Consider the following 24,462-nt stretch of genomic DNA (forward strand, 5'->3'; position numbering starts at 1 on the left):
TCCGTTAGCGCGTGCGGTCAGGCCTTCCTGAGCCAATAGATGAAGCGTTCGCCTTCGACCGTTTCGTGCAGCAGCGCGTGGCCGGCCAATTGGGCGAAGGCACGAAAGTCACGCTGCGAGCCGGCGTCGGTGGCGGTCACCTTGAGCACCTCGCCGCTGGCCAGCCCGTTGAGGGCAAGCTTGGCTTTAAGTAAAGGCAATGGACAATTCAGACCGCTGGCATCCAGCTCCGCGTCACATCGGGTTACATCATTCATGGGAAATTCTGACCGATAGCAAAGCCCGGACGTTACAGGCTTGCGCACTCGCGCCGCAAGCGAGCCGCAGGCCAGGGCGGCCATGCTTGCAGGCGGGCACCCACGCCCCTTACAGTCTGCTTTTCGCTGCCCGAGCCCCACGGATGACCTTCCTGCGCCCTGCTCTGCTGACGCTCGCCTGCCTGCTGGCCATGCCCACTCACGCCGACGACCTGCCCTCATTGGGCGATTCGACCTCGGCAATCGTTTCGCCGCAACAGGAGCACGACCTGGGCCGCGCCTGGCTGAGCGTGCTGCGGGGCCAGGTGGGGCAACTGTCTGACCCGCAACTCAAGGACTACGTCGAGAACAGCGTGTACCGGCTGGCTGAAAGCAGCGAAGTGCAGGACCGGCGCCTGGAATTCATCCTGGTCGACAGCAAGGAGCTGAACGCCTTCGCCGCACCCGGCGGGATCATCGGCGTGAATGGCGGCCTGTTCCTGGGCGCTGAAACCGAAGGCCAGTACGCCGCCGTGCTGGCGCACGAATTGGGCCACTTGTCGCAGCGCCACTTCGCCCGAGGCGTCGAGGCCCAGCAGCACATGCAGATCCCGCTGATGGCCGGCCTGCTCGCAGGTGTGGTGATGGCAGCGGCCGGCGCCGGTGAAGCCGGCATGGCGACGATCTTCGGCACCCAGGCGGCGGCGATCCAGAACCAGCTAGGGTTCTCGCGGCAGAACGAGGCCGAAGCCGACCGTGCCGGTATCCTCACCCTCCAGCGTGCCGGCTACGACCCACGCAACATGCCGAACATGTTCGAGCGCTTGGCCAAGCAGTACCAATACGGCGGCCGCCCGCCTGAATTTCTGCTCACTCACCCGGTCACCGAGTCACGCATCGCCGACACCCGCAACCGCGCCGAGCAATCCAAGCCCGGTGGCAAGGAAGACAGCCAGGTATACCAGTACATGCGCGCCCGCGCGCAGCTGATCTACGAAGACTCCCCCGGCATGGCCACCAAGCGCTTTCGTGCGCGGCTGGACGAGAACCCCAACGACAACGGCGCCCGCTATGGCCTGGCACTCTCGCTCACCAAGGCCGGGCAACTCAACGAAGCGCGCGATACCCTGCGCCCGCTGCTGGCGGCCAACCCCAACGACCTCACCCTGAACCTGGCCGAGATGGACCTGGACATCACCAACAACCGCATCCCCGACGCACAGAAGCGGGTCGAGACGATGCTGGCGCAGTACCCCGACAGTTACCCGTTGAACCAGATGCGCATCAACCTGCTGCTCAAGCAGAACCGCAACGCCGAGGCGGAAAAAGGCCTCAACCAACTGCTCGACAGCCGCCCGCACGACCCGGATGTGTGGAGCCTGGTTGCCGATGCCCGCGGGTTGAACGGCAATATCGTGGGCTCTTACCAGGCCCGGGCCGAGTACCTGGCCCTGACCGGCGACTACAAAGGCGCCGAGCAGCAACTCGAATTCGCCAAGCGCCGCGCTGCAGACAACTTCCCGCTGGCCTCGCGGATCGATGCGCGCGAGAAGGAAATCCGCGACCAGGCACGGATGGCCAAGGACATGATGCGCTGACCTTTGCACCTGTAGGAGAGCGGCTGCGCCGCGCGACGCGCGGACCTGCCGGCCACGAGAATCGGGCAGCATTCAAGCCTTGTACGTCGCGCGGCAAAGCCGCAGCTCCTACCCGCACGGCTCAGCCCTCGCGCCGGTCTTGCGCGCGCGAAGCCCGCCGGCTGATCCACACCGACCCCGCAATCACCGCCGCCCCCAGCGCCAGCCGCCCCAGCGGCTCGCTGTGGTTCCAGATCAACAGGTTCAGCACCAGCCCCACCGGCACATGCAGGTTGTTCATCACCGCAAGCGTCGCCCCACTCACCAGGCAAGCGCCGCGGTTCCATGCGTACATCCCCAACGCCGTGGCCACCCATCCCAGAAACACCAGCACGCCCCACTGCAATGGCGTGTCGGGCAGGCGGCTGAAATTGCCGAATGCCAGATAAGCCGGCAAGGCCACCAACAGTGCCCCGGCGAAGAAATAGCCGAAGTGCCGATACTGCGGCCCTTCGATCGCTTCGCGCGCCATCAGGTGCTTGTACAGCACCTGCCCGGCCGCATAGGTGAAGTTGGCCACTTGCAGCAATCAAGAAGCCCCCGAGGAAATTCCCATCCAGGCGGTCGAAGCGGATCACCGCCGCCCCGGCCACCGCCACCAGCGCAGCCAGCAGCGCCCAGCCATTGAAACGGCGGTTGAGCGCATCCTCGATCAGCGTCACGTGCAACGGCGTGAGGATGGTGAACAGCAGCACCTCCGGCACCGTCAACACGCGAAAGCTCAGATAGAGGCACACGTACGTCACGCCAAACTGCAACGCACCGATCGCCAGCATGCCCCGGCGCAGCCGCGCGGGCACCTGCCGCCAATGGGTCAGCGGCAGGAACACCAGCCCCGCCAGCAGCACCCGCGCCAGCACCGCGAAGTAACTGTCGACATGGCCGGCCAGGTAAACCCCGATCAAGTTGAAGGAAAACGCCTGGATCAGCGTGACAAGCAGCAGGTACGGCATGGTGGCCCTCGCATTCAGAGGCGCCGACCTTAGCCGCTGGGCCGGGCCTTGCCAACGTGCCGGGCAAAAATCCCCATGCAATCGATCGAAAATTTTGTTTTATTGGCGCGGTCTTCCCCGTTTCAAGGATCCTCAATGAAAGCCCCCCGCGTGACTCTCGACCAATGGCGAACGCTGCAAGCCGTAGTCGACCACGGCGGCTTCGCCCAGGCCGCCGAGGCGCTGCACCGTTCGCAGTCGTCGGTGAGTTACACCGTGGGCCGCATGCAGGAGCAACTCGGTGTGCCGCTGCTGCGCATCGACGGGCGCAAGGCCGTGCTGACCGAAGCCGGTGAAGTGCTGCTGCGCCGCTCGCGGCAACTGGTCAAGCAAGCCAGCCAGCTCGAAGACCTCGCCCTGCACATGGAGCAAGGCTGGGAAGCCGAAGTGCGTTTGGTCGTCGACGCCGCCTACCCCAGCGCGCGGCTGGTAAAGGCACTGACCGCATTCATGCCGCAGAGCCGGGGTTGCCGGGTGCGCCTGCGCGAAGAGGTGCTCTCGGGTGTGGAGGAGGTGCTCAAGGAAGGCACGGACCTGGCCATCTGCGGCTACAGCATCCCCGGCTACCTGGGCACCGAGCTCAACCCGGTGGAGTTCCTCGCCGTCGCTCACCCCAACCACTCGCTTCACCAGCTCAACCGCCAGCTCACCTTTCAGGACCTGGAGAGCCAGTTGCAGGTGGTGATCCGCGATTCGGGCCGCCATCAGCCGCGTGACGTGGGCTGGCTCGGGGCCGAGCAGCGTTGGACGGTCGGCAGCCTGGCCACGGCGGCCACCTTCGTCGGCAGCGGCCTGGGCTTTGCCTGGCTGCCGCGGCACCTGATCGAGCGCGAGCTGCGCGATGGCATTCTCAAACCGCTGGTGCTGGAGCAAGGCAGCACGCGCAATCCGGTGTTTTACCTGTACGCCAGCAAAGACAAACCCCTGGGGCCGGCCACGCAGATCCTCACCGACCTGCTGTGCCGCTTCGACGACGAAGAAGGCGCCGGCCAGGCGCCAGGCTGAGCACCCCAGCGCACAATGCGCTTGAACGGATCCCGCGCCAGGGCTGTCCCAGCCTTAACGCCAATGCTGGCCGGGGTTGAACCTCCCGAGTGTGGCCAGGCCACTGGAAGTGATCGGCAATTCCCGTCACCCTGTGCGCCTGAACCTGCCCAAGCGGTTCAATTCCCGCCGCCGCAAACCGTTTTGCTGCGGTCGCTTCCACGTACAAGGATCCGTGAATCCATGCTCAAGAAACTCTGCATCGCTGCCTGCGCCCTGGCCCTCTCCACTGCCGCACTGGCCGACGACAAGCACCCGCACGTTCAATTGGCGACCGATTTTGGCCAGATCACCCTGGAGCTGGACGCCGAGAAAGCCCCGATCAGCACCGCCAACTTCCTCCAGTACGTCGATTCCGGCTTCTACAACAACACCATCTTCCACCGCGTGATCCCGGGCTTCATGGTCCAGGGCGGCGGTTTCACCCGCGACATGAACGAAAAGCCCACCCAGGCCCCGATCAAGAACGAGGCCGACAATGGCCTGCGCAACGTGCGCGGCACCCTCGCCATGGCACGTACTTCGGCCGTCAACTCGGCCACCGCGCAGTTCTTCGTCAACGTCAAGGACAACGACTTCCTCGACCACGGCGGCCGTGACTTCGGTTACGCGGTGTTCGGCAAGGTCACCCAGGGCATGGACGTGGTCGACCAGATCGTCAACGCGCCTACCACCACGCAACGCGGCATGCAGAACGTGCCGTCCAACCCGATCATGATCAAGAGCGCCAAGCGCATCGACTGATCGGCTGCCGCCAGAACAGGAGAGCCCGCCATGCTGTCTGCGCTTCACCGCCGCTTCGAACAATGGATCGATGTGTTCCGCGACGCGCCCACCGATGCGCCGCCCGGCAAGGTGTGGCCCTTCTACTGGTATTACATCCGCCAGGTGTGGCCCAGCTTCGTGGCCCTGCTGGCGGTGGGGCTGGTCGCGGCCCTGATCGAGGTCGCGCTGTTCAGCTACCTCTCCGACATCATCGACATGACCAACACCACCCCGGCCCGGGAGTTCTTCAGCGAACACTGGGGCCAATTGCTGTGGATGGTGGTCGTGGCGCTGGTGCTGCGCCCGGTGTTCGTTGGCCTGCACGACCTGCTCGTGCACCAGTCGATCACCCCTGGCATGACCAGCATGATCCGCTGGCAGAACCACAATTACGTGCTGCGCCAGAGCATGTCCTTTTTCCAGAACGATTTCGCCGGGCGCATCGCCCAGCGCATCATGCAGACCGGCAACTCGTTGCGTGATTCGGCCGTGCAGGCGGTGGACGCCCTCTGGCACGTGACCATCTACGCGGTGAGTTCGCTGGTGCTGTTCGCCCAGGCCGACTGGCGCATGATGGTGCCGCTGGTGGTGTGGATCTTCGCCTTCGCCATTGCACTGTGGTACTTCGTGCCGCGGGTGCAGGCCCGTTCGGTGATTTCCTCCGACGCTCGTTCCAAGCTGATGGGCCGCATCGTCGACGGCTACAGCAACATCACCACCTTGAAGCTGTTCGCCCACACCAACCTTGAGCAGCAGTACGCCCGCGAAGCGATCAGCGAGCAGACCGAGAAAACCCAGTACGCCAACCGCGTCATCACCGAGATGGACGTGGCCATCACTATCCTCAACGGCCTGCTGATCGTCTGCACCACCGGCCTTGCCCTGTGGCTGTGGACCCACGGCCTGCTCAGCGTCGGAGTGATTGCGCTGGCGACCGGGCTGGTGATCCGGATCGTGAACATGTCGGGCTGGATCATGTGGGTGGTCAACGGCATCTTCGAAAACATCGGCATGGTGCAGGACGGCCTGCAGACCATCGCCCAGCCCGTCACCGTGGCAGACAAACCCCAGGCGCCGCCGCTGAAGATTGCCGAAGGCCGCATCGACTTCGAGCACATCAACTTCCACTACGGCAAGGCGCGCCCGATCATTCCCGGGCTGACGTTGAACATTCGCCCCGGCGAGAAGATCGGCCTGCTCGGCCCTTCGGGTGCGGGCAAGTCCACCCTGGTGAACCTGCTGCTGCGCCTGTATGAGCTCGATGAAGGCCGCATCCTTATCGACGGCCAGGACATCGCCGAGGTGCAGCAAGACAGCCTGCGCTCGCAGATCGGCCTGATTACCCAGGACACCTCGCTGCTGCACCGCTCGATCCGCGAAAACCTCATGTACGGCCGGCCTTACGCCACCGAAGAGGAAGTGCTGCGCGCCATTCACGAGGCCAAGGCCGACGAGTTCATCCCGCTGCTGTCCGACGCACAAGGCCGCGTGGGGCTGGATTCGCACGTGGGCGAACGCGGTGTGAAGCTCTCCGGCGGTCAGCGCCAACGCATCGCCATCGCTCGCGTGCTGCTCAAGAACGCGCCGATCCTGGTGATGGACGAGGCCACCTCGGCACTGGACTCGGAGGTCGAGGCCGCGATCCAGGAAAGCCTCGAAAGCCTGATGGAAGGCAAGACTGTGATCGCCATCGCCCACCGCCTTTCCACCATCGCCAAGATGGACCGGCTGGTGGTGATGGAGAAAGGCCAGATCGTCGAGCTGGGCAGCCATGAAGAGCTGCTGGCACAGAAAGGGCTGTATGCACGTTTGTGGAGGCACCAGACCGGCGGGTTCGTCGGTTTGGACTGACATTGCCGCGTCGCCCGGCGAGCCGGCCTCCCACTTTTTGCACCACCGGCTTGGTGGCAGGCCGGCTAGCCGGACGCCGTGTAACGGGCGACACGCAGCACACAGGAGCACCGGATGGACCTGATCATCGCCCGCCCCGAAGGCCTCTACTGCACCGCCGGCGACTTCTATATCGACCCGTGGCGCCCGGTCGAACGTGCTGTCATCACCCACGGCCATGGCGACCACGCGCGCACTGGCAGCCAGCATTACCTGAGCGCGGCGCCGGGGGCTGGCATCCTGCGGGCGCGGTTGGGCGAGGGGATCAACCTGCAAACGCTCGCCTATGGCGAGCGCATCGACCACCACGGCGTCACGCTGAGTTTTCACCCGGCAGGCCACGTGCTGGGGTCGGCGCAGGTACGGGTGGAATACCAGGGCCAGGTGTGGGTAGCGTCGGGCGACTACAAGGTCGAGGCCGATGGCACTTGCGAGCCGTTCGAGCCGGTGCGCTGCCACTGCTTCATCACCGAATCCACCTTCGGCTTGCCGATTTACCGCTGGCAGCCGCAGCGCGAGATATTCGACGAAATCAACCAGTGGTGGCGAGCCAATGCCCAGGCCGGGCGTGCCAGCGTGTTGTTTGCCTATTCCTTCGGCAAGGCCCAGCGCATCCTCCACGGCATCGATGCCGGCATCGGCCCGATCCTGGCCCATGGTTCGGTGGAGCCGCTGAACCGCGTGTACCGCGAAGGTGGCATCTACCTCCCGAAACGCTCTACGCCACCGACTTCAAAAAGACCGACCCCTTGCTGCGCCAGGCATTGATCGTCGCCCCGCCGTCTGCCGCCGGCAGCACTTGGATGCGCCGCTTCGGCGACTACAGCGACGGCTTCGCCAGTGGCTGGATGCGCCTGCGTGGCGCGCGGCGCCGGCGTGGCGTGGACCGGGGCTTCGTGCTTTCCGACCATGCCGACTGGCCTGGCTTGCTCTGGGCCATCGAGCAGACCGGCGCCGAGCGCGTGATGGTGACCCATGGCTCCACTGCGGTGCTGGCGCGCTACCTGTGCGAACAGGGGCTCGATGGCCGCGAGATGAAGATCGAAGCCTACGGCGACCCGGAAGAAGCCGCCTGACAGGAGCCGCCCATGCAGGCCTTTGCACAACTTTACGCGCGCCTCGACGCCACCACCTCCAGCAACGCCCGCCTGGCTGCGCTGCAAGACTACTTCGCCAGCGCCCCGGCCGAAGACGCTGCCTGGGCGGTGTACTTCCTCGCCGGCGGGCGGCCCCGGCAACTGGTGCCCAGCCGCGTGCTGCGGGAAGTCGCCCAGGCCATGGCCGGGCTCCCGGAATGGCTGTTCGAAGAGAGTTACCACAGCGTCGGTGACCTGGCCGAAACCGTGTCGCTGGTGCTCCCCGACCAACCCAGCCAGAGCGAGGAAGGCCTGGCCTGGTGGGTCGAGCAGGCGCTGCTGCCCCTGCGCGGCCTGCCACCGGAAACCCTGCACCAAAAGCTTCCCGAACTCTGGGGCCGGCTCGACCGCGCCGAGCTGATGCTGTGCATCAAGCTGATCACCGGCAGCTTCCGCGTAGGCGTCTCCAAACTGCTGGTGACCCGCGCGCTGGCAAGCCTGGCAGAGCTTGACCCCAAGCAGGTTGCCCAGCGGCTGGTGGGTTACACCGACCTCTCCCACCGCCCCACCGCTGCCGCCTACCAGGCCCTGATCGCCCCGCCCAGCGAAGACGAACACGCCCTGCGCGGCGGCCAGCCCTACCCGTTTTTTCTCGCCCACCCGTTGCAGACGCCGCTGGAGCAATTCGACGAACGCCTCGGGCCCATCGAGCACTGGCAGGCCGAATGGAAGTGGGATGGCATCCGCGCGCAGCTGGTCAAGCGTGATGGCCAGTTGTGGGTGTGGTCGCGCGGCGAGGAGCTGGTAACCGAGCGCTTCCCGGAATTCCAGGCACTGCTCGAGCACCTGCCCGACGGCACCGTGCTCGATGGCGAAATCGTGGTGTGGCACGAAGGCACCGGCGTGCAGCCTTTCGCCCTGCTGCAGACCCGCCTGGGCCGCAAGACGCTGGGCAAGAAGTTGCTGCAGGAGGCCCCTGTGGTGCTGCTCGCCTACGACCTGCTGCAATGGCAAGGCCACGACTGGCGCAGCCGCCCGCAGGCCGAGCGCCGCGCACAGCTCGACCAGTTGCTCGAACAGGTGGCGCTGCCGCTGCTGCAATCCTCGCCGGTGATTCAGGCCAGCAGTTGGCAGGCGCTGGCAGAACTGCGTGAAGAGTCACGCACCCGCGGCGTTGAGGGCATGATGCTCAAGGCCCGCGATGCGCAATACGGCGTCGGCCGCACCAAGGACGTCGGCACGTGGTGGAAGTGGAAGGTCGAGCCCTTCACCGTGGATGCCGTGCTGATCTACGCACAGGCTGGGCATGGCCGGCGCGCCAACCTCTACACCGACTACACCTTCGCCGTGTGGGACGGCCCGCCCGAGGCCAGCGAGCGCCAACTGGTGCCCTTCGCCAAAGCCTATTCGGGGCTGACGGACGAAGAAATGCACAAGGTCGACGCACTGGTACGGCGCACCACAGTGGAGAAGTTCGGCCCGGTGCGCAGTGTTACCCCTACCCAGGTGTTCGAACTGGCCTTCGAAGGCATTGCGCTGTCAAAACGGCACAAAAGCGGCATTGCCGTGCGCTTTCCCCGCTTGCTTCGCTGGCGCCATGACAAACCCGTGCAGGAAGCCGATACCCTGGCGGTGTTACACGAGCTGTTGAGTTGAGTCGAAACGCGCACCACAATGGCGCTCGCTCGACACCTCGCCCCTATTTGGCGCAAATCCGGCCGCTCAAGGGCAGGGTTGCGCGCGGTTTCTGTCAGAACTGCGACGGAAAGGGATTGCCAGGCGCCCAGGCGCTGGCAAAGCCTGCACCATGGTGCGAAATTTGCTATCACGATGGCACCTGGCTTCTGCCGGTAACGCCTCCCTGTGAACCACGCCTTTCAGGTTTTTTAAGGACTGCACAATGAAAAAAGCATGGCTGACCCTTTCTGCCCTGGCACTCTGCCTGTCCGCCGGCGCCGCTGTGGCCAAGGACTACAAAGAGCTGCGCTTTGGCGTCGACCCGTCCTACGCACCGTTCGAATCCAAAGCCGCCGACGGCAGCCTGGTGGGTTTCGACATCGACCTGGGCAACGCCATCTGCAAGGAACTGAAAGTGACCTGCAAATGGGTCGAGAACGACTTCGACGGCATGATCCCGGGCCTGAAGGCCAACAAGTTCGACGGCGTGATCTCCTCGCTCACCGTGACCCCGGCCCGCGAAAAGGCCATCGACTTCTCCGATGAGCTGTTCTCCGGCCCCACCGCGCTGGTGTTCAAGAAAGGCGCAGGCTTCACCCAGGACAACGCCACCCTCAAGGGCAAGACCGTCGGCTACGAGCAAGGCACCATCCAGGAAGCCTACGCCAAGGGCGTGCTCGAGAAGAACGGCGTGAAAACCCAGGCTTACCAGAACCAGGACCAGGTGTACGCCGACCTGGTTTCCGGCCGCCTGGATGCCTCGCTGCAAGACATGCTGCAAGCCGAGCTGGGCTTCCTGAAATCGCCGCAAGGCGCTGACTACGAAGTCTCCAAACCGTTCGAGAGCGAGCTGCTGCCAGCGAAAACCGCCATCGGCATCAAGAAAGGCAACAAGGACCTGCAAGCGCTGCTCAACAAGGGCCTCAAAGCCATGCACGATGACGGCACCTATGCCGAAATCCAGAAGAAGCACTTCGGTGACCTGAACCTGTACAGCGGCAAGTAAGCTGCCCACGAGCGCCCGCGCCCCACAAGGGTGCGGGCGCTTTTATTGACCGCATAAGGGTTGATACATGCTCGACCACCTGTTGCAGAGCCTCGGGCTCTCGGCATTGAGCCTTAAGGGCTTCGGGCCTTTGCTGCTGCAAGGCACCTGGATGACCGTCAAGCTTTCCCTGCTGTCGCTGGCCGTGAGCGTTGTGCTCGGGCTGATCGGCGCCAGCGCCAAACTCTCGCGCGTGGCCGTGTTTCGCTGGGCCGCGCAGCTTTACACCACCCTGATCCGCGGCGTGCCCGACCTGGTGCTGATGCTGCTGATCTTCTACAGCCTGCAGATCTGGCTCAACAGCCTCACCGACGCGCTGGAATGGGACTATTTCGAGATCGACCCCTTCATCGCCGGGGTCATCACCCTGGGCTTCATCTACGGGGCGTATTTCACTGAAACCTTCCGTGGCGCGATCCTCGCGGTGCCGCGCGGCCAGGTCGAGGCGGCCACTGCCTATGGCATGAGCCGTGGCCAGCGCTTTCGCCATGTGGTGTTCCCGCAGATGATGCGCTACGCCCTGCCGGGCCTGGGCAACAACTGGATGGTGATCCTCAAGGCCACCGCGCTGGTGTCGATCATCGGCCTTGCCGATGTGGTCAAGGCTGCACAGGACGCGGGCAAGAGCACCTACCAGCTGTTCTACTTCCTGGTGCTGGCCGGCCTGATCTATCTCGCCATCACCAGCGCCTCCAACTTCGTCATGCGCCGCCTGGAGCGGCGTTTCAATGTCGGCAGCCGGGAGGCCACGCGATGATCGAGCTGCTTCAGGAATACTGGCAGGCGTTTCTCTGGTCCGACGGCAACAACATCACCGGCCTTGCCATGACGCTCTGGCTGCTGATCGCCTCGGTCGGCATCGGCTTCGTGGTGTCGATTCCGCTGGCGGTGGCGCGTTGCTCGCGGCGGTTCTGGGTGCGCTGGCCGGTGCAGTTCTACACCTACGTGTTCCGCGGCACGCCGCTCTACATTCAGCTGCTGATCTTCTACACCGGCATCTACAGCCTGGAGGGCGTGCGTGACCAACCCATGCTCAATGCGTTTTTCCGCGATGCGATGAACTGCACCATCCTGGCCTTCGCGCTCAACACCTGTGCCTACACCACCGAGATCTTCGCCGGCGCCATCCGCAGCATGGCCCATGGCGAGATCGAAGCGGCCAAGGCTTACGGGCTGTCGGGCTTCAAGCTGTATGCACACGTGATCCTCCCGTCTGCACTGCGCCGGGCGCTGCCGTACTACAGCAACGAAGTGATCCTGATGCTGCACGCCACCACCGTGGCCTTCACCGCCACCGTGCCGGACATCCTCAAGGTGGCGCGCGATGCCAACTCCGCGACCTACCTGACGTTCCAGTCCTTCGGCATCGCTGCGGTGCTGTACCTGGCCATCACCTTTACCCTGGTGGGGCTGTTCCGTTTGGCCGAACGCCGCTGGCTGGCCTTCCTCGGCCCGGCTCATTGAGGGATCGCCCATGCAACACCGTTCACACCCTCTGCAAAGCCCGGTGCCCGGCACCGCGCGGCACATCGAGAGCTTCCACTACGGCCCGGCCGAAGCGCCGGGCAAGGTGTACATCCAGGCCTCGCTGCACGCCGATGAGCTGCCCGGCATGCTGGTGGCCTGGCACCTGAAGCAGCGCCTGGCGGAGCTGGAAAACGCCGGCCGCCTGCGCCACCAGATCGTGCTGGTGCCGCTGGCCAACCCCATCGGCCTGGAGCAGGTGCTGATGGACACCCCGCTGGGCCGCTACCAGCTCGAAAGCGGCGAAAACTTCAACCGCCACTTCGTCGACCTGGCCTTGCAGGTAGGCGACGCGGTCGAGGCGCAACTGGCCGGTGACCCGCAGCAGAACCTGGTACTGATCCGCCAGGCACTGCGCCAGGCCCTGGCCGCCGAACGCCCAACCACACAGTTGCAGGCCTTGCGCCTGACGCTGCAGCAGCTGGCCTGCGACGCCGACATGGTGCTCGACCTGCATTGCGACTTCGAGGCGGTGGAGCACCTGTACACCACGCCCGAGGCCTGGCCCAAGGTCGAGCCACTGGCACGTTACCTAGGCTCGCAGGCAAGCCTGCTGGCCACCGATTCGGGCGGCCAGTCGTTCGATGAATGCTTCTCCCTGGTGTGGTGGGAGCTCGAGCAACGGTTCGAGGGCAGGTTCCCGATCCCGGACGGCAGCTTCAGCGTCACGCTGGAACTGCGCGGCCAGGGCGATGTGAACCACGCCCTGGCCAGCCGGGACTGCCAGGCCTTGATCAACTACCTGACCCACCATGGCGCCATCGACGGCAGCGCCGACGCGCAACCGCAACTGCTCTACCCCGCTACGCCGCTGGCAGCGGTGGAGCCGGTGGCCACCCCCGACGGCGGCGTGCTGGTGTTCTGCGCCCAGCCAGGGGAATACCTGGAAGCCGGGCAGCTGATCGCCGAAGTGATCGACCCCATAACAGACCGTGTCACCGCCGTGCACAACCGCAATGCCGGGCTGCTTTACGCCCGCTCGCTGCGGCGCATGGCCACCGCCGGCATGGTCATCGCACACGTTGCCGGAACCGAAGCGTTCCGCAGTGGCTATCTACTTCTCCGTGAGGCGCCTTGCGCATGTACAAACTGACCATCGACGGCCTGCATAAAAGCTACGGCGACAACGAAGTGCTCAAGGGTGTGTCGCTTAAGGCCAAAAGTGGCGATGTGATCTGCCTGATCGGCGCCAGCGGCTCGGGCAAGAGCACCTTCCTGCGCTGCATCAACTTTCTGGAAACGCCCAACGACGGCGCCATGACCCTCGACGGCCAGCCGATCCGCATGGTCAATGGCCGCGAAGGCATGCAGGTGGCCGACCCTGCAGAATTGCAGCGCCTGCGCACGCGCCTGGCCATGGTGTTCCAGCACTTCAACCTGTGGAGCCACCTGAGCGTGCTCGACAACATCACCCTGGCGCCACGCAAGGTGCTGGGGCTGGGCAAGACAGGAGGCCGAAGAACGCGCCCGCCGTTACCTGGAGAAGGTCGGCCTGCCCGAGCGCGTGGCCGGCCAGTACCCGGCGTTTCTTTCCGGCGGCCAGCAGCAGCGCGTGGCCATTGCCCGGGCGCTGGCGATGGAGCCGGAAGTGATGCTGTTCGACGAGCCCACCTCGGCGCTCGACCCGGAGCTGGTGGGCGAGGTGCTCAAGGTGATCCAGGGCCTGGCCGAGGAAGGCCGCACCATGATCATGGTCACCCACGAAATGGCCTTTGCCCGCCAGGTCGCAAGCCAGGTGGTATTCCTGCACAAGGGCCTGATCGAAGAGCAAGGCGAGCCGGAGCAGGTGCTGGGCAACCCCACCAGCGAGCGGTTGCGGCAGTTTTTGAGCGGCAACCTCAAGTAAGCCAAGCGAACCGGCACTGGCGCGCTGTTGTCTGCCAAACAACGACAGCACGCGCAGGCCGCCGATGCCCGACTACGCCAAACAGTGGTTCAACAACCGTGGCTGGAAGCCGTTCCCGTTCCAGCGTGCGGCCTGGAAAGCCATGGGCGCGGGCCAGTCGGGGTTGCTGCATGCCAGCACTGGCGCGGGTAAAACCTACGCGCTGTGGTTCGGCGCGCTGAACGCCTGGGGCAGCCCCGCCCCTGCCGCGAAAACCCGCCGCGCGGCCAGCGCACCGCTCACGGTGCTGTGGATCACGCCCATGCGCGCCCTGGCCACCGACACGCTGCGCGCCTTGCAAGTGCCAGTGGAGGAACTGGGCATCGGCTGGAGCCTCGGCCTGCGCAGCGGTGACACTTCCTCAAGCGAACGGGCGCGCCAAAGCCGGCGGCTTCCCACGGTGCTGGTCACCACTCCCGAAAGCCTGAGCCTGATGCTGGCCCGTGAGAACGCCCGCAGCGAGCTGGCCAGCCTGCGCCTGGTGGTGGTGGACGAGTGGCACGAACTGCTCGGCAACAAGCGTGGCGTGCAGGTGCAACTGGCGCTGGCGCGGCTGCGCCAGTGGAACCCTGCCGTGCAGACCTGGGGCCTGTCGGCCACCCTCGGTAACCTCGAACATGCCCAGCACGTGCTGCTGGGCGAGGCCGGGGTGCGCATCGAAGGCGATGCGCGCAAGGCCATCGAGGTGGACACCTTGCTGCCGGCGTCGGTGGAGCGGTTTCCCTGGGCCGGCCACCTGGGCCTGCGCATGCTCAACCAGGTGGTGGCGGAACTCGACAGCAGTGCCAGCAGCCTGGTGTTCACCAACACCCGTGCACAGAGCGAGATCTGGTACCAGGCAATCCTCGATGCGCGGCCCGACTGGGCGGGGATGATTGCCCTGCACCACGGCTCCCTGGCGCGCGAGGTGCGCCAGTGGGTCGAGCAAGCGCTCAAGGCCGGCCAGCTCAAAGCGGTGGTGTGTACCTCCAGCCTCGACCTGGGGGTGGATTTCGCGCCGGTGGAGCGGGTGCTGCAGGTGGGTTCGGCCAAGGGCGTAGCCCGTTTGATCCAGCGCGCTGGCCGTTCCGGGCATGGGCCGGGGCGCGCCTCGCGGGTCACGCTGGTGCCCACGCACAGCCTGGAATTGGTCGAGGCGGCGGCGGCCGAAAAGGCCGTACGCGAGCGCCGGCTCGAGCCGCGGCTGTCGCCCGAGCAGCCGCTGGACGTGCTGGTGCAGCATTTGGTGACGGTGGCGCTGGGGGGCGGTTTCGAGCCCGGTGCGTTGCTGGCCGAGGTGCGTACCGCCTGGGCCTACCGCAACCTGAGCGACGCCGCCTGGCAGTGGGCGCTGGCGTTCGTGCGCCACGGCGGGCTGTCGCTTACTGCCTACCCCGACTACCGCCGCGTGGAGCCGGCCGAGGATGGCCTGTGGCGGGTGCCCGACGCGCGCCTGGCGCGGCGCCACCGCATGAGCATCGGCACCATCGTCAGCGACGCCTCGCTGAACCTCAAATACTGGAGCAAGGGCGGCGGCGGAAAATCCATCGGCACGGTGGAAGAAGGCTTCATCGCCCGCCTGCGCCCAGGCGACCTGATGCTGTTCGGCGGGCGCACGCTGGAGCTGGTGCGGGTCGAGGGCATGACCGCGTACGTCAAGCGCGCTGCCGGTGCCAAGCCTGCGGTGCCGCGCTGGAATGGCGGGCGTATGCCGCTGTCCAGCGAGCTGGCGGACGCGCTGATGGAGCAGTTCGACGCGGCCAGCGCCGGGCGCTTCGACAGCCCGCCGCTGCGCGCGGTGCGCGGGTTGCTGGAGGTGCAGCAAGCCTGGTCGGGCTTGCCGGGGCGCCAGCGCCTGTTGATCGAGCAACTGAAAACCCGCGAAGGCTGGCACCTGTTCATCTACCCGTTCGCCGGGCGCCTGGTGCACCTGGGCCTGGCGAGCCTGTTGGCCTGGCGATTGGGCCAGCGGGCGCCTGCGAGCTTTTCGCTGGCGGTGAACGACTACGGCCTTGAGCTGCTCAGCCCAACACCGGTGGACTGGGCGCAGGCGTTGGAGGACGGGCTGCTCAGCCCGGACAACCTCTTCGAGGACGTGCTCGCCAGCCTCAATGCGGGCGAGCTGGCGCAACGGCGCTTTCGTGAGATCGCCCACATCGCCGGGCTGGTGTTCGGGGGTTACCCCGGCGCGCAAAAGAGCACGCGCCAGGTGCAGGCCTCCAGCCAATTGTTCTTCGACGTGTTCCGCCAATACGACGCACAAAACCTGCTGCTGGCCCAGGCCGAACAGGAAGTGCTCGGCCAGGAACTGGACATCGCTCGCCTGCGCGGCAGCCTGGAGCACCTGCAAGGTTGCACCGTCGATTTGCGACAGATCGACCGGCCGACCCCGCTGGCCTTTCCGCTGCTGGTGGAGCGCCTGCGTGAACGGCTGAGCTCGGAAAAACTCAACGACCGCATCGCGCGTATGCTGCGCGACCTGGAAAAAGCTGCAGGGGGTGGGCAGTGAACCCGTGGCTGGTGATGAACGTGGCCGGTGCCGAGTTGTGGCTGCTGGCGGAAAAGGCCATTTACTGGCCGGCGGAACGGGCATTGCTGGTGGCCGATGCGCACTTCGGCAAGGCCGCAGTGTACCGCGCGCTGGGCCAGCCGGTGCCGCACGGCACCACGGCGTCGAACCTGGCGCTGCTTGACCGGCTGCTGGCACGGCACGATTGCCGTGAATTGATCTTCCTCGGCGACTTCCTGCACGGCCCGGCCGCGCAAGGCAGCGCCACACTGGAGGCAGTGGCTGCATGGCGGGCCGGGCATCCGGGCTTGCGCATCATCCTGATCCGCGGCAACCACGATCACCATGCCGGCGACCCACCGGCAAGCCTGGCGATGGAGGTGGCCAACGAACCGATGCTGCGTGGCCCTCTCGCGCTGCGCCATGAGCCGGCACCCCACCCTACTCACCATGTGCTCGCCGGGCACCTCCATCCGGTCTACCTGCTCACCGGCCGCGGCCGCCAGCGCTTGCGCCTGCCCTGCTACTGCTTGGGCGAGCAGGTCACCCTGTTGCCGGCCTTCGGCGCCTTTACCGGGGGGTTTGCAGTGCAGCGCAAGCCAGGGATGCGGCTGGTGCTCGCGGCGCCGGAAGGGGTGTTTGCGTTGCCCTGAGCGCTAGGCACCGTTTCACGATCACACCGCGCGACACGCTGTATCGAAGATCGGCGCGTCGCGCGGTGAAACCGCGCTCCTACTTGTGAATCACCTCTTCACGCTGCGGCGCCAGCCGCGCGATCAGCCGGTTCTGCACCGGCACCGGTATGCCCTGGCTGTCCATGGCCTTGAGCAGGTCCTCCACCAGCGCATTGAATTCGGCCTTGCTGATGTTCTGCCCCTTGTGCGCCTCGGCCATGCTGTCGCCGCTGTACACGCAAGGCCCGCCCGCCTCGACACAGAACTTCTCCACCAGCTTGTCGCGCAGCCTGACCGGGTCGACATTCTTGAAGTGGCTGACGATCCGCGGGTCCTGAGCGACGTTGAGCAGCATCGCCTCCACCAGGCGGGTGATGCCGGGCTTGCCGCCCAGTGCCTGGTAAAGGCCGGGATCAGCGGGTGGCTGCGACGGGCTTTGTGCGCAGCCGGCAAGCAGCAGGCTGGCGAGCAGGATCGGCAACAGGCGCATGCTCAAAAACTCCCGGTCAGCGACAGGTAGGTGCCGTTCTGGTCATCGAGCGTCGCGATCTCCCCGAGGCGCGCATAGGCCAGCACCACCGACACATGCTTGTTGGGGAACCAGCCGACGAACACATCCGCCCAGTCGCTTTCCCCGGCGAACGAGAGGTTGTCGGGCTTTTCCCGATACTCCACGCCTACCGCCCAATGCGGGTTCAGCAGCACTGCCGCCGAGCCTTCCTTGAGCCAGCTGCGGCGATCACGGCGGTCGCCACCGAAGCCCAGCAGGCCCATTTCGTTGGCGCGGCTGTAGCGTAAATCGCCATTGAGCAGCAGGTTGTAGCCGAAGAACCCGCCGAGAATCACCCGGCTGGCGGCGATGTAGCCTTCCACGTCGTGGTCGCGGCGCGCGCCCACCAGTTGGGGATGAGGAAGTCGCGCTGGTGCTTGTACTCAAGCCCCAACGACACCTGCGGGATGTCGCCGTAGATCAGGTCGCCGAACAGCTTCACCTTGGCGCCGAGCACATCCTGGCTAAGGCTGTTCTCCGGCAGCGAGGCCTTGTGCACCAGGCTGCCCAGGTCGAAGCGCTGGCGCGCGTAGGAGAACTCCACACGGTTGCCATAGGCCGCCGACACCCCGGCGACATCCAGCCGGTAGTCAGGCAGCCAGACTCGCGTAGCGAACACGTTGGCGCCCCACTGGCCTTCCTCGGCGTAGCTGCCGATCACCGCCCACGGGGTGATGCCGCCGCCGGCAGTGCCTTCGACGTTGGTGGCGCCGCCCGTGGCCCAGAGCTTGCCGCCGTCTGCCAGCACCGGGCCGCCAGCAGTAGCGGCCAGCCACAACAACGGCGCGAGGATGGATCTTTTCACAGTGCAGGCTCCGCAGCGGTGGGAAAGTACAGCGACTCGCGTAGCCAGATTTCGAACGCCGAAGCCGTCAGCGGCCGGCTGATCAGGTAGCCCTGGGCGGTGTCGCACTGCCAGCGCTCGAGCAGCCGCAGGCTGTGTTCATACTCCACGCCCTCGGCCACTACCTTCAGGCCCAGGTTATGGCTCATCTCGATGGTCGAGCGCACGATGACGGCGTCTTCGCTGGTTTCATCCAGGTTGCGCACGAACGACTGGTCGATCTTCAGCTCCTGCACCGGCATGCGCTTGAGGTGCGCCAGCGACGAGTAGCCGGTGCCGAAATCGTCGATCGACAGGCTAACGCCCACCTCGCGCAGGCGGTTGAGCACCTTCAGCGCCGCCTCCGGCTCACGCATCACCGCACTTTCGGTGATTTCGAAAATCAGTTGCTCGGCCGGCACGCCATGCTCGCGCAACAGCACCGGCACCTGCTCGGCCAGCGCGTCGCTGCCCAGATCATCGGCAGAGATGTTCAGTGACAGTTGCACGTGCAAGCCGCGCCCTCGCCACTCGCTCAACTGGCGAATGCCCTCCTCCAGCACCCAGCAGGTGAGCAGTTGAATGCTGCCGGTGCGCTCGGCCAGCGGAATGAACTCGCCCGGCGACACCAGCCCGAACTGCGGGTGCTGCCAGCGCAGCAGCGCCTCGGCCTGGCGCACCTGGGCATCGCGGATGTCCAGCTTGGGCTGGTAGGCGAGAAACAACTCGGCATTGCCCGCCGCACGGCGCAGGTCGCGGATCAGCTGAATCTGCCGCTGGTGCGCCAGGTCGCGCCCTTGCTGATACACCTGCAGCCGGCCGGGCATGTCCTGGGCATCCTGCATGGCGATGGCCGCGCGTGAGAGCAGCGCCTCGGCGTCATCACCGTCGGCCGGGTATGCCGCGATGCCGATGCGGGTGTCGAAGCTGACGTCGTGCTGGGCGACGCGTCGCGGCTTGATCATCCACTGCTGGGCCTGGTCAGCCACCGCCACGGCGCGGTCGCTGTCGAACTGGTCGAGCAGCAACAGGAACTCACCACCGATCAGGTAGGCCAGGGTGTCGCCGGGGCTCAGCAGTTTTTCCAGCGTACGGCTGACATCGCCCAGCAGCAGCTCGGTGTAGGCCGGCCCGCCGTTCTCGGCCAGGCCACGCAGATTGTCGATGCTGATGTAGAGCAGCGCCATTGGCCGCTCGGCCGCGATGGCGCTGCCTAGCCGCTCGGTGGCCAGTGCCCGGTTGGGCAGGCCGGTGACGTGATCATGCAGGGCGTTGTGCGCCAGGCGCTGTTCGCGCTCGGCGATGCCCTCCTGCATCAGGTTGATCGCCCCGGCCAGGGAGCCCAGCTCGTCATCGCGGCTCAGGTGTACCGGGGTTTGATAGTCACCACGGCCAATGCGCTCGGCGGCAGCGGCCAGGGTGCGCACCGGGCGCGTGAGGCTGCGCCCCAGCAGCAGCGACGCCAGCAGCGACACCACCAGGGCCGCACTGGCGATCAGCATCAGGTTGTGGTCCAGCGGGGCGAAGGCGCGGAAGGCGTCGTCCAGCGGGCTTTGCAACAGGGCGACCACCTTGCCGCCGGTGGCCGGGTCTTCGGCCAGCACCAGGCTCTGGTTGAGAAAGCGCTGGCCCTGGACTTCGCTGAGCAGCACGCGCCGGCCATCGGGATGAGCCAGCAGCCACTGCCCGATGGCGTCGCGAAACTCCGGGGGCTGGGTGCTCACCAGCGGGCCGGGCTGGCCCTTGTCCAGCGTCATGATCGACACCTGCAGGCTGCTCAAGGCATGCAGCTCGCGGGCGAAATCGGCGTCCATGGTAAAACCCATCACCACCCGCGCCACCGGCAGCGGCGCCATGACCTGCGCCTCCACCAGCAGGTGCGGCTGGCCATTGATCGGCACGATCAGGCTCGACTGGCTGCGCCGGCGCGCCTCGCGCAGCGCCTGGTCATAGAGAAAGCCCTGGCCGCTGGGCACGCTGTCGACGGTGCTGGCCATGACCGTGCCGTCCATGCCCAGCAAGAACACGTCAGTGGCGCCAATGCGGCTGCCATGGTTGGCCAGCGCCGAGCGCACGGTGGCCGAGTCGTCGCTGGCCACGGCGTCGCGAAAGCCGAAGTCTGCCGCCAGCAGTTGCACCGCGTCGCGCAAGCGTCGGCCGTTGAAATCCAGCAGGCGCTCGAACACCCGGGTACCGACTTCCAGCTGGTCGGTGGCCTGGGCACGCACGGCGTCAGCGGTGGTGACCTTCACCGCCAGGGTGATGAGCGCGATCACGGCCAGCAGCAGGAGCACCAGCAGCGCGGTGATGCGAGCCTGAAAGCTACTTTGTGGCTTCACGTGTGGTCTCTTGCACGGCTTTGCCAAAGGCCTCGCCGAATTCGCTGGGGGCCGGTGCCTGCGGTGTGTTGGCAGGCAACGGAGTGATGGCGAGCGTGTAGCTGTGGCGAGTGCCAGCCTCCTCGATACGCACCTCGCCTTGTGGCTGCAACTGCTGATCGGCGCTCTGCGGGTGCCAGGCTGTGACCTGATACGCGCCCACCGGCACCTCGCTAATGCTGGCATTGCCCTGAGCATCGGTGACCGCGAACCAGGGGTCGTCGGTCACGTAAAGGTAGCCGAGCATCCAGTCATGAATATTGCAGCCCAGCACCACGATACCGGGCTTGTCGAACACGATCGGCGAGGTGGGCGTGCCTTCGTACAGGCGCAATTCGAAGCGTTTTGCCGGCGAGAACGAATACACCTGGTGGCGGATGTTGTCGCTGTTGGGGAAGCTCACGGCCGTGCCGGTGTGCACGGCCAGCACATGCGGCAGGTACGCCTTGGCGCGCTGATCCATGATCGCCTGGGCGGGCCCGGGCGCCTTGCCACCCGGGCCTTTGAGGCTGATGACCGCATCTTTCACAGGGGTGCCATCGGCCTCCTGAACATGGGCCTGAAAGCTGGCAGCGTGGGCCGCCAGGCCGAGCATCAGGGCGCTGGCGCCAGCGGCCAGGCGAATGAGGAGGTGGGGCATGTCGGGCACCTGGGCAGGAAACGTCGGCCCGCCTGTCACGGGTTTATACGAGGCTATCGGCCAGCCTAGCCGAAGCTGGAGTGCCAGCCATTGAAACCCGCTCGATGGTTCCCCATCTAAGGCTGCATACTTCCTTGCCCAGGTGCCCCATGAGCGACCGGTACGACGACAACGACGCCGCTGACCAAGATCACATCGAACACGCCATCGACACCAGCACCGAGCTTGCCCTGCCCGGCCAGAGCCTGCCGGACAAGGTCTATGTGATCCCCATTCACAACCGGCCGTTCTTCCCGGCCCAAGTGCTGCCGGTGATCGTCAACGAAGAGCCCTGGGCCGAAACCCTCGACCTGGTGGCCAAGACGCCGCACCACAGCCTGGCGCTGTTCTTCATGGAAACCCCGGCCGAAGACCACCGCCACTTCGACACCTCGGCCCTGCCGCTGTACGGCACGCTGGTCAAGGTGCACCACGCCAGCCGCGAAGACGGCAAGCTGCAGTTCGTGGCCCAGGGCCTGACCCGCGTGCGCATCCGCACCTGGCTCAAGCACCATCGCCCGCCTTACCTGGTGGAGGTCGAGTACCCGCTGCAGCCGGCCGAGCCCAACGATGAGGTGAAGGCCTACGGCATGGCGCTGATCAATGCGATCAAGGAACTGCTGCCGCTCAACCCGCTGTACAGCGAAGAGCTGAAGAACTACCTCAACCGCTTCAGCCCCAACGACCCATCTCCGCTCACCGACTTCGCCGCAGCACTTACCTCCGCCACCGGCGCGGAGCTGCAGCAGGTGCTCGACTGCGTGCCGATGCTCAAGCGCATGGAGCGGGTGCTGCCGATGCTGCGCAAGGAAGTGGAAGTAGCGCGGTTGCAGAAAGAAATCTCCGCCGAAGTGAACCGCCAGATCGGCGAGCACCAGCGCGAATTCTTCCTCAAGGAACAGCTCAAGGTGATCCAGCAGGAGTTGGGCCTGACCAAGGACGACCGCAGCGCGGACCTTGAGCAGTTCAAGCAGCGCCTGGAAGGCAAGACCCTGCCCAAACCTGCGCAAAAGCGCATCGACGAAGAGATGCAGAAGCTGGGCATCCTGGAAACCGGCTCGCCCGAATACGCCGTGACCCGCAACTACCTGGAATGGGCCACCGCCCTGCCCTGGGCGTCTACGGCAAGGACAAGCTCGACCTCGGCCATGCGCGCAAGGTGCTCGACCAGCACCACGCCGGCCTTGACGACATCAAGCAGCGCATCGTCGAGTTCCTCGCGGTAGGCGCCTACAAAGGCGAGATCAGCGGCTCGATCGTGCTGCTGGTGGGCCCGCCGGGAGTGGGCAAGACCAGCATCGGCAAGTCGATCGCCGAATCCCTCGGCCGGCCGTTCTTCCGCTTCAGCGTCGGCGGCATGCGCGATGAGGCCGAGATCAAGGGCCACCGCCGCACCTACATCGGCGCCCAGCCCGGCAAGCTGGTGCAGGCGCTCAAGGATGTGGAGGTGATGAACCCGGTGATCATGCTCGACGAGATCGACAAGATGGGCCAGAGCTATCAGGGCGACCCGGCCTCGGCGCTGCTGGAAACCCTCGACCCCGAGCAGAACGTGGATTTTCTCGACCATTACCTGGACCTGCGCCTGGACCTGTCCAAGGTGCTGTTCGTCTGCACCGCCAACACCCTCGACTCGATCCCCGGCCCGCTGCTCGACCGCATGGAGGTGATCCGCCTTTCCGGTTACATCACCGAAGAAAAGCTCGCCATCGCCAAGCGCCACCTGTGGCCGCGCCAGCTGGAGCGGGCCGGTGTGAAGAAAGGCAAGCTGAGCATCAGCGACGCCGCCCTGCGCACGGTGATCGACGGTTATGCCCGCGAAGCCGGGGTGCGCCAGCTCGAGAACTGCTCGGCAAGCTGGTGCGCAAGGCTGTAGTGCGGCTGATCGACGAGCCGGATGCGGTGATCAAGCTGGGGCCCAAGGACCTGGAAGCCTCCCTCGGCATGCCGGTGTTCCGTTCCGAGCAGGTGCTGGCCGGCAAGGGCGTGATCACCGGCCTTGCCTGGACCAGCATGGGCGGCGCCACGCTGCCCATCGAAGCCACCCACATTCACAGCCTGAACCGGGGCTTCAAGCTCACCGGGCAACTGGGCGATGTGATGAAGGAGTCGGCGGAGATCGCCTACAGCTACATCAGCAGCCACCTGAAAAGCTACGGCGCCAACCCCAAGTTTTTCGACGAGGCCTTTGTGCACCTGCACGTGCCAGAGGGCGCCACGCCCAAGGACGGCCCGAGCGCGGGTGTGACCATGGCCAGTGCGTTGCTGTCACTGGCCCGTGATCAGGTGCCGAAAAAAGGCATCGCCATGACCGGCGAACTGACCCTGACCGGGCACGTGCTGCCCATCGGCGGGGTGCGCGAGAAGGTCATCGCCGCGCGCCGGCAGAAGATCTTCGAACTGATCCTGCCGGAGGCCAACCGCGGGCATTACGCGGAGTTGCCGGAGTACCTCAAGGAAGGGCTGACGGTGCATTTCGCCAAACGGTTCGGGGATGTGGCCAAGGTGTTGTTTGGTTGAAGGCACTCTTGAGGGCCGCCGTAGGAGCTTGGCTGTGCCAAGCGACGCGCCGCTTCAGAGGCCATGCGCGGTGACGATCTGCGCGTCGCGCGGCGAGCCGCGCTCCTACGTCATCAACTGCGCCTGATCGATGGTCGGGCGCTCTCGAAAATGGATGGAAGGAAAAGCATGAACACGCTGTTGAGCCGATTGGGGATGGGGTTAGGGCTGGTGGCTCTGGCGGCCTGCACCGGCCATGGACCGGGCCCGCAACGCACGGTGAGCCTGAGCAAGCAGAGCCAGTGCCCGCTACCGCTGGTGGTGGGGCAGCACGTTGACCTGAAGCTGCCGAGCCTGCCCACCAGCGGCTTTCGCTGGAAGCTGGTCGACGCAGCGCCCGCCGTGCTGCAGAGCCTGGGGCCTGAGGTCTACAGCAACCCCGAAGACGCCGGGCTGGTGGGCGGTAACGGGCAATCCCTATGGCGCTTCAAGGCCATTGCGGCCGGCGAGGCGCACCTGAAGCTGGTGTCGCAACAGCCCTGGGCGCCAGAGGTGAAACCGGTGGACGCATTCGATTGCACGCTTTCGGTGAAGTAACCC

The 24,462-nt window shown here is 65.7% G+C and carries 16 protein-coding genes and 5 pseudogenes; 15 read left to right on the forward strand and 6 right to left on the reverse strand.

The genetic code is table 11. The features are described from left to right. Positions 1-17: 17 nt before the first annotated feature. On the reverse strand, positions 18-257 hold the full coding sequence (locus LN139_RS13390) for a sulfurtransferase TusA family protein (RefSeq protein ID WP_236354198.1): 240 nt from the start codon (positions 255-257) through the stop codon (positions 18-20). A 143-nt stretch (positions 258-400) separates the two neighbouring features. Here LN139_RS13390 and LN139_RS13395 point away from each other — a divergent pair, with 143 nt between their 5' ends. Continuing rightward, complete coding sequence (locus LN139_RS13395; RefSeq protein WP_236354201.1) at positions 401-1,834, forward strand: M48 family metalloprotease; 1,434 nt, start codon at positions 401-403, stop codon at positions 1,832-1,834. A gap of 121 nt (positions 1,835-1,955) precedes the next feature. Here the strand turns inward: LN139_RS13395 and LN139_RS13400 are convergent. Beyond that, a pseudogene (locus tag LN139_RS13400) lies at positions 1,956-2,826 on the reverse strand (DMT family transporter). A 135-nt stretch (positions 2,827-2,961) separates the two neighbouring features. On the opposite strand from LN139_RS13400, the gene LN139_RS13405 reads away from it, so the two are divergent. The 12 genes and pseudogenes from LN139_RS13405 (at position 2,962) to pdeM (ending at position 16,912) form a co-directional block, all read left to right on the forward strand. Further along, positions 2,962-3,870 carry a LysR family transcriptional regulator gene (locus LN139_RS13405; RefSeq protein ID WP_236354202.1) on the forward strand — a complete coding sequence of 303 codons (909 nt, stop codon included), beginning with the start codon at positions 2,962-2,964 and terminating at the stop codon, positions 3,868-3,870. Positions 3,871-4,092: 222 nt separating this feature from the next. Then, the gene (locus LN139_RS13410; RefSeq protein WP_236354204.1) at positions 4,093-4,653 is read left to right on the forward strand and encodes a peptidylprolyl isomerase; all 561 of its coding nucleotides are present in this window, start codon (positions 4,093-4,095) and stop codon (positions 4,651-4,653) included. 30 nt (positions 4,654-4,683) lie between these two features. Then, the gene (locus LN139_RS13415) at positions 4,684-6,525 is read left to right on the forward strand and encodes an ABC transporter ATP-binding protein (protein WP_236354206.1); all 1,842 of its coding nucleotides are present in this window, start codon (positions 4,684-4,686) and stop codon (positions 6,523-6,525) included. Positions 6,526-6,639: 114 nt separating this feature from the next. Next, a pseudogene (locus LN139_RS13420) lies at positions 6,640-7,640 on the forward strand (ligase-associated DNA damage response exonuclease). Positions 7,641-7,652: 12 nt separating this feature from the next. Further along, entirely contained in the window at positions 7,653-9,296 is a 1,644-nt protein-coding gene (locus LN139_RS13425) for an ATP-dependent DNA ligase (RefSeq protein ID WP_236354208.1), read from the forward strand. A gap of 244 nt (positions 9,297-9,540) precedes the next feature. Then, complete coding sequence (locus tag LN139_RS13430) at positions 9,541-10,323, forward strand: transporter substrate-binding domain-containing protein (RefSeq protein ID WP_236354210.1); 783 nt, start codon at positions 9,541-9,543, stop codon at positions 10,321-10,323. 67 nt (positions 10,324-10,390) lie between these two features. Then, a complete protein-coding gene (locus tag LN139_RS13435; protein ID WP_236354211.1) occupies positions 10,391-11,119 on the forward strand; it encodes an ABC transporter permease in 729 nt (242 codons plus the stop codon). Next, positions 11,116-11,826: an ABC transporter permease gene (locus tag LN139_RS13440; protein WP_236354212.1), complete on the forward strand. Its 711-nt coding sequence runs from the start codon at positions 11,116-11,118 to the stop codon at positions 11,824-11,826. Before LN139_RS13435 ends, LN139_RS13440 begins: the two co-directional genes overlap by 4 nt. A 10-nt stretch (positions 11,827-11,836) precedes the next feature. Next, on the forward strand, positions 11,837-12,979 hold the full coding sequence (locus tag LN139_RS13445) for a succinylglutamate desuccinylase/aspartoacylase family protein (RefSeq protein ID WP_236354213.1): 1,143 nt from the start codon (positions 11,837-11,839) through the stop codon (positions 12,977-12,979). Continuing rightward, positions 12,967-13,732 (forward strand): annotated as a pseudogene (locus tag LN139_RS13450) (ABC transporter ATP-binding protein). Before LN139_RS13445 ends, LN139_RS13450 begins: the two are co-directional and overlap by 13 nt. A 64-nt stretch (positions 13,733-13,796) precedes the next feature. Further along, positions 13,797-16,259 carry a ligase-associated DNA damage response DEXH box helicase gene (locus LN139_RS13455; protein WP_236354214.1) on the forward strand — a complete coding sequence of 821 codons (2,463 nt, stop codon included), beginning with the start codon at positions 13,797-13,799 and terminating at the stop codon, positions 16,257-16,259. Between the two features lie 14 nt (positions 16,260-16,273). Next, on the forward strand, positions 16,274-16,912 hold the full coding sequence (pdeM, locus tag LN139_RS13460; RefSeq protein WP_442964433.1) for a ligase-associated DNA damage response endonuclease PdeM: 639 nt from the start codon (positions 16,274-16,276) through the stop codon (positions 16,910-16,912). 79 nt (positions 16,913-16,991) lie between these two features. On the opposite strand, the gene LN139_RS13465 is transcribed toward pdeM, so the two are convergent. The 4 genes and pseudogenes from LN139_RS13465 to LN139_RS13480 form a co-directional block, all read right to left on the reverse strand. After that, complete coding sequence (locus LN139_RS13465; RefSeq protein WP_236354230.1) at positions 16,992-17,423, reverse strand: group I truncated hemoglobin; 432 nt, start codon at positions 17,421-17,423, stop codon at positions 16,992-16,994. Positions 17,424-17,425: 2 nt separating this feature from the next. Further along, positions 17,426-18,276 (reverse strand): annotated as a pseudogene (locus tag LN139_RS13470) (DUF3034 family protein). Positions 18,277-18,284: 8 nt separating this feature from the next. Next, a complete protein-coding gene (locus LN139_RS13475) occupies positions 18,285-20,645 on the reverse strand; it encodes a putative bifunctional diguanylate cyclase/phosphodiesterase (RefSeq protein ID WP_236354232.1) in 2,361 nt (786 codons plus the stop codon). After that, positions 20,629-21,324, reverse strand: coding sequence for a methylamine utilization protein (locus LN139_RS13480; RefSeq protein ID WP_236354234.1), 696 nt, complete (start codon positions 21,322-21,324; stop codon positions 20,629-20,631). Before LN139_RS13480 ends, LN139_RS13475 begins: the two co-directional genes overlap by 17 nt. Before the next feature lie 149 nt (positions 21,325-21,473). Between LN139_RS13480 and lon the strand changes: the two are divergent. Both lon and LN139_RS13490 read left to right on the forward strand, forming a co-directional pair. Continuing rightward, a pseudogene (lon, locus tag LN139_RS13485) lies at positions 21,474-23,883 on the forward strand (endopeptidase La). A 168-nt stretch (positions 23,884-24,051) separates the two neighbouring features. After that, entirely contained in the window at positions 24,052-24,459 is a 408-nt protein-coding gene (locus tag LN139_RS13490; protein ID WP_236354235.1) for a protease inhibitor I42 family protein, read from the forward strand. Positions 24,460-24,462: the final 3 nt, after the last annotated feature.

This window comes from Pseudomonas sp. KNUC1026, assembly GCF_021650705.1.
In the GTDB taxonomy this organism is placed as follows: Bacteria; Pseudomonadota; Gammaproteobacteria; order Pseudomonadales; family Pseudomonadaceae; genus Aquipseudomonas.